Source organism: Nostoc sp., assembly GCF_036917455.1.
Lineage (GTDB): Bacteria > Cyanobacteriota > Cyanobacteriia > Cyanobacteriales > Nostocaceae > Nostoc.
In genome coordinates this window covers 22132-28131 of the sequence record NZ_JBALDK010000096.1, presented here as the reverse complement: position 1 = coordinate 28131, position 6000 = coordinate 22132, and the positions used below count along the sequence as shown (strand labels likewise).

At 43.5% G+C, this 6000-nt stretch carries 4 protein-coding genes; all 4 read right to left on the bottom strand.

The features are described 5' to 3' along the window. Nucleotides 1-267 precede the first annotated feature (267 nt). Nucleotides 268-423, bottom strand: a complete 156-nt coding sequence (locus V7K42_RS11075; protein ID WP_334916097.1) for a hypothetical protein — start codon at nt 421-423, stop codon at nt 268-270. Beyond that, on the bottom strand, nt 424-2760 hold the full coding sequence (locus V7K42_RS11070; RefSeq protein WP_334916095.1) for an EamA family transporter: 2337 nt from the start codon (nt 2758-2760) through the stop codon (nt 424-426). 669 nt (nt 2761-3429) lie between these two features. Beyond that, entirely contained in the window at nt 3430-4731 is a 1302-nt protein-coding gene (locus V7K42_RS11065) for an inorganic phosphate transporter (RefSeq protein ID WP_334916093.1), read from the bottom strand. A 103-nt stretch (nt 4732-4834) separates the two neighbouring features. After that, on the bottom strand, nt 4835-5881 hold the full coding sequence (locus V7K42_RS11060; protein WP_334916099.1) for a zinc-dependent dehydrogenase: 1047 nt from the start codon (nt 5879-5881) through the stop codon (nt 4835-4837). Between the last annotated feature and the right edge of the window lie 119 nt (nt 5882-6000).

The window sequence follows — 6000 nt, the reverse complement described above, 5'->3', positions numbered from 1 at the left end:
GGGAGGCAGGGGAAGCAAGGGAAGAAAAAACTAATACTCGCATTTCTCACAAGCTTGAGGCGAAGGATGGGCAGAGGGGAAAGAACTTGGTATTTAAACTCTCCTCTGCTCCCCCTGCTCCCCCTGCCTCCCCTGCCTCCCCTGCCTCCCCTGCTCCCCTGCTCAAGCGCAGGCTTAATCGACATGTGGTGAGAAATCCGGGTTAAAGTGTATTGCACCTAGATGAGCGATCGCTATATTTATCTGCACCTATACAACAGCCCTAAATTATCCTTGAAAACTAAAGATCCCCGACTTATAAAATAAATCGGGGATCTTTGATGTAGAGAAGTTCCAAGTAGGCATATTAGCGTCAGGATTGATGCTGAGAGTGATAGGAGATAAACTAGCACCCATTACACCTAAACTGATTGAACTTGCCATTTAATTTGTGTTACTGGAGGGTTTAGCCTGATTTCGCATGGTTTCCAGGCTGAAAGCAGCCGCGCCAAAAGTTACTAACAACACTCCCAGAATTTGCACAATATCTAAATTTTCTTGAATGATTAACCCAGCGAAAATTACGGTTAAAACTGGGATGCTACCACCGATAATTGCCGATCGCGAAGCACCTAGTTTACTAATACCAACATTGTTTAGCAAATAGCCCGCAAGAGTCAGCACACCCAAGATAAATGCGCTTAAAACCAGTTCTAGCATCTTAGAGGAGTCAAAAACTATCAAGTTCCAATTGCTTGGTAAAGGTAGCATTAAGCAAATAAAGCTCAACACCAACATGGTAGCGAAGTTAATTAAGGTAAAAGTCACAGGATGCAGTTTGCTAGCACATACCCGTGTCAGAATTATGTAGGCAGCAAAAGCTACGCCCGAAAGAATGGCGGTGCTGCTTCCCATTGAACTATTACCTATACTGCTGCTGGGAGAACCTCCTAAAACCAACAATTCGCCACAGCAAATGGCGGCGATCGCAGCGAAGCGGAATGTGGTGGGGCGATCGCGGAACAGAAACCACGACAATAAACCACTAACCATTGGATAGATAAAGAACAGTGCGATCGCCATTCCAGTTGTAACTTGAGCGATCGCAATGTAGATTAGTACCTGAGACAAAAACAAAAAGCACCCACTCACAACTGACAACAGCAAAATCCGCTTGGTAGCTGTATTAGCAGCTGTGGGATTTCCTCGCACTGAAGCACCCAAGTTTTCTAAGTCTTGCCATAGTGTTGGATGCAATATGGGAGACAGCAGTACCATCAGTGGTACTACTACCATAAACCGTAGCGTTAAAATTAACAGAGTATTGCCTAAAGTCGGCGGTAGCAAGCGTTCTACATCTAATACTCCAAAAATCTGGGAACCTTCATGGAAAATTACCTTGATGGCTATGTTGTAAAGCGACGATACCACTGCCGATAAGACAATCAACAAGAAACCGATTTGCAACTGCGAAAAGCCAGAGGAATTAGGCGATCGCGATTCTGGGGTTACTTCTGGCTGCGGCTCTAGCGCAGTAGAAGGTGGTGATTTTGGTTTGTTCTGCGAAACCCTGCGGATAACAGAAGTTGGTTCAGCAGCATTTCTCCGTCGTAAAGGTTGAGGTTGTATTACTTCCGGCTGTGGCACAGATACAATAGGAGGCTCTGATGTAGTTTCGCTTTCTGACAAATCCTTATTGAGGACAGAAATGGGTTCAGCAGCGTTTTCCTTTGGTGGAGGAACAACAGCCGCCTCTGATGTTGTTTCTCTTTCTGACAAGTCTTTACTAGGGACAGAAACCGGGTTCGCGGTGTTTTCTTTAACAATGGGAGGCTCTGATGTTATTTCTCTTTCCAACAAGTCTTTGATAGAGACAGAAATCGGGTTCGCGGCATTTTCTCTAACAACGGGAGGTTCTAATGTTGTTTCCCTTTCCGACAAGTCTTTGATGGGAACAGAAATTGGGTTAGTGGCGTTTTCTCTAACAACGGGAGGCTCTGATGTTGTTTCTCTTTCTAAAAATTGATTAGGGATTGGGGAAATTGGCTCAGAGGAATTTCTTACCACTTCGCCAAAGGGGTGCGGGGATGTCTCAAAAGAACTGTTTTTTTCTGGCTGAGTAAACTGTAAAACAGTAGGTGTACCTGCTGCTGGTTTGCGTGAAGTTTCTTCTATAGTTTTTTCTAGTTCTCCATGCAGGCGGTTAACAAACTCCGCCAAAATCGTTTCCCCTTGCTGCTGCTGGCTATACATCCGTGACAACTGTTGGGAAAGATTACTTTGATAGTTTTTTAGCTCCTGTTGTAGCGAGTTAAAAGTAACAGTAACGGTGTCATCCAGGCTGTCAAACATGTGTTCGACTTTTTCATTTATTTCACCTACTACATTTACTACGTTGCTGTTCACTTCAGCGGACTTTAGCGCAGCTTGTTCGTAAGACTTTCCCTCTATGCTTTGGTTAGCTAAAGTTGCCAGAGAGGATTGCAGTTGTGAAGATATATGCTTTGCCAGAACTTCTGCCAGTTGACGAATTAAGACTTGTTGCTCAGTGATTTGGCGCACTTGTTGTAAATGCTCTTTTTCTTCTACCAAGCTTTGAATCTCATCAGATAACCGATTTTTTTCTGACTGAAGCCGCTTTACGTCTTCCTGCAATGCTCTGAGGACATTCTGCTGAAGATTTTCTAAGTCTTCAACTACAGCCCAAAGAGCATTTTCTGCTGCTCTAGATAGCTCGCCTCTGACTCTTGGGTTTTCTGGTTGCTTCTCGAATCGCCCCATTAGCTTCTAACCTCTAACACCTTGACGATAAAGCTGCTTCCGGTACGCTTTATTGGCGCTCATCCTAATTTCCTGTATTTTGTCAGATAAATTAAAAATTTTAACAGCACTTGGGCATTTCAACGTAATTCTGTCATACTGAACACAACTTGGCAAAGCATCAAATTGCCCTACTGCTTAATACACTGTGTTTTTTTCAGCATTGAGTAAGTATTTAGCCATTCGATTTTCGATTTTCCTGCGGAACGCTACGCAAACAACTTCCCTCAGTCGAACGATTTTGGATTGTCGGTATGGCTGTAAGTAGCTTGAAATGACACCTTTTTTGCTTTTGCTCGGTTTAATTTACATTAACTATTTGCCAATGAGATTTTTACTTTATAAATCTCACTCCAAATAAATATTTATTGTTTTGTAACCATGCAGATGCGTGGCTTAGGCGGAAAGTTGTAAATTTCTGTGGAATGTAACTTGTGTGACAGTTTATATCTCTAAATGGAGATTAAAGTATCTTTCTGTGGAAATTCAAAGTTACGCCATCCCCTGCACAACATTCTAATAGAATGAGCAGCAGTTCTGCAAAAACACGCTTTTTTGGTGTTGTTGCAGTCTAGGTTGTACTTTGAGTAGATTTAGCAGACAAAAAACTTAGAAAAATATTAATAATTCTTAGCGGAATAAAATTTGGGCGATGCTAAAAATGGCAGCGCTAAGTAAAGCACTCACAGGGATTGTAATTAGCCATGCGGCGGCAATGCCTTTTAGTGTTTGAAACTTTATCGACTTGATATTTTGCACTAGTCCAATACCAACTACACTGCCGACGAGAGCATGGGAAGTGGAGACTGGTAAACCTAGCCGGGAGGCGATGAGGATGGTGGTAGCAGTAGCAAGTTCTGCACAAAATCCACTACTAGGTTCCAAGGCAATAATGTTTTCGCCAATAGTGGCGATGACTTTTTTACCCCAGACAGCTAAACCACCAACAATACCAGCACCACCAAGGATTAAAATCCAAAGGGGGATCGTTATACCATCTATAGGTACGCTACCAGTGCGATTGATGTAGACGATCGCAGCTAAAGGAGCGATCGCATTTCCCACATCATTAGAACCATGAGCAAAGGCTACAAAGCAAGCACTCAGTAGTTGAAATCGGGCAAATAATTTTTCTACGGGATTGGGGAAGGTGGGGCCCCCTTTGGGGATAAGGGGTAATGGGGATTGGGAAGTGGGAAACACTTCTTCAGTTTCTTGTAACTGTCGCCAACTAATGATTGTGAGTCCAACTGCTGCTACTGCACCGATTAATAGGGGGATGTCATGAGAAGGGATTGTAAAACCAACTTGCTCAATTACAAAATTGGTTAGCGGTTCAGTTAGCGATGGTAATACAATCACGCCGAAGACACCCAGTAGGAGAGTACTCAACCAGGGAATCCATTCTTGTAACTGCACTACTTGATTGGGTTGATCTAAAATCCAGTGCTTGATTTGACTATAAAATAAAGCAGCGATCGCACCACTAATTAACGGCGTTAAAACCCAGCCAATGCTAATTAAGCCAATTGATGCCCAATCAATTGCCCCTACTCCCAAAGCTACCCAACTAAATCCAGCGATCGCACCAACAACGGCATGGGAAGATGAGACTGGTAAACCTCGTGATGTGGCAATTTGCAACCACACACCACAAGAAATTAGTACCGTTACCATCCCAATAACGAATATTTGGGGTGTAGCTGAGAATAAAGCGGGATTGGCAATTTTCGTTGCGAGAGTTTCCGTTACCTCATGCCCAAACAATACAGCACCCGTAAACTCTAATATCCCAGCAATTATTAATGCCTGTTTTAAGGTTACAGCTTTGGAACCGACGGAGGTTCCCATCGCGTTAGCAACATCGTTTGCTCCGAGATTCCAAGCGACGTAGAAAGCTAGTAGAGCCACCAAAAGTAGTGTGATAAGCATTTTGTTTGGGCTAATGGGCAGATGAGGGAGTAGGGGGAGATGAGGGAGAACACGAGAAGAAGTAAATTTTTAGCATTACTTCCTCATCCCCATCATCTTCCTTTTACGGATAAATTAGGATTTTGTAAGTATCCGGTGTGGGTGCGATCGCTTGCTCGACAGCTGTTGATAAATCTTTTAATGGATAGCGATCGCTAATCAACGCTTGCACGTCAATTTGCTGATTAAATACAATATCAGCTGATAGACTTTGAAGCCGATAAGATGAGCTATAACTACCGATCAAGTCAATTTCTCGACGGTAGAGAAGATTGGGATTGATGGGAATTTCCACCTCATCAGGGAATTCGGCGAAAAACAAGATTTTGCCACCTTTGCGGGTACAATCGAGTGCTTGAAAGAAGGCTTTCTCGCTAGGAACAGCTAGTAGGGTGACATCAACACCAAGTCCGCCAGTTAGGGCATGGATTTTTGCTGGTAAATCCGCATCACGGGCATCAAAAGCCGCTTCTGCACCGACACTCAAAGCTTTTTCAATTCTAGAGGGTAGCAAATCGGTAGCGATCGCTTTTGCTCCAAAATACTTTACCAACATGATAAACATTAACCCAATCGGCCCAGCACCAGTAACTAATACAGTTTGTCCTGGGGCAATTTGAGCTTTTTTCACAGCTTTCAAGCAGCAGTTAGTTGGTTCTACAAAACTCGCTTCTTCAAAACTGATGCGATCGGGTATCGGAATTAACCCGCCGTTTTGGACAATATGTCCAGGAACTTTGACATAATCAGCAAAACCACCGCCACTGGCGTTAAAGCCTGCGGTTGTGGAGATATTTTTGTAGACATCGCACATGGAAAAATTATCATTTAGACAGTAGGCACAACGCATACAGGGGATGTGGTGCATCACCGCTACCCGTTGTCCAACTTGCCAACCTTTGACATCATTGCCTAACGCTGCGATCGTGCCGGCAGTTTCATGTCCAAAAATGCGTGGCGGTTCATACAGTGGATAACGAATTTTCTTAATATCTGACTGACACAACCCCACAACCCGCACCTGTACCAGCACTTCATCTGGTTCTAGGCTTGGAACTGGGATATCTTCGTAAGACAGTTGATTAACGCCTCTAAATACCTGTGCTTTCACGTTGGTTTTTCCCCGCTCAACGATACTAGATGTAACATTAGTGGTCAACGTTAAGCTATCAGATTTGTGATTTATGTGTCTTAGCTTGTTGTCGTTCTGTTTCTAAACTTTGTTCAAAT

Coding starts and splice junctions, on each gene's coding strand:
- V7K42_RS11075 (WP_334916097.1), bottom strand. CDS start 423: ATGGCAAGTTCAATCAGTTTAGGTGTAATGGGTGCTAGTTTATCTCCT.
- V7K42_RS11070 (WP_334916095.1), bottom strand. CDS start 2,760: ATGGGGCGATTCGAGAAGCAACCAGAAAACCCAAGAGTCAGAGGCGAG.
- V7K42_RS11065 (WP_334916093.1), bottom strand. CDS start 4,731: ATGCTTATCACACTACTTTTGGTGGCTCTACTAGCTTTCTACGTCGCT.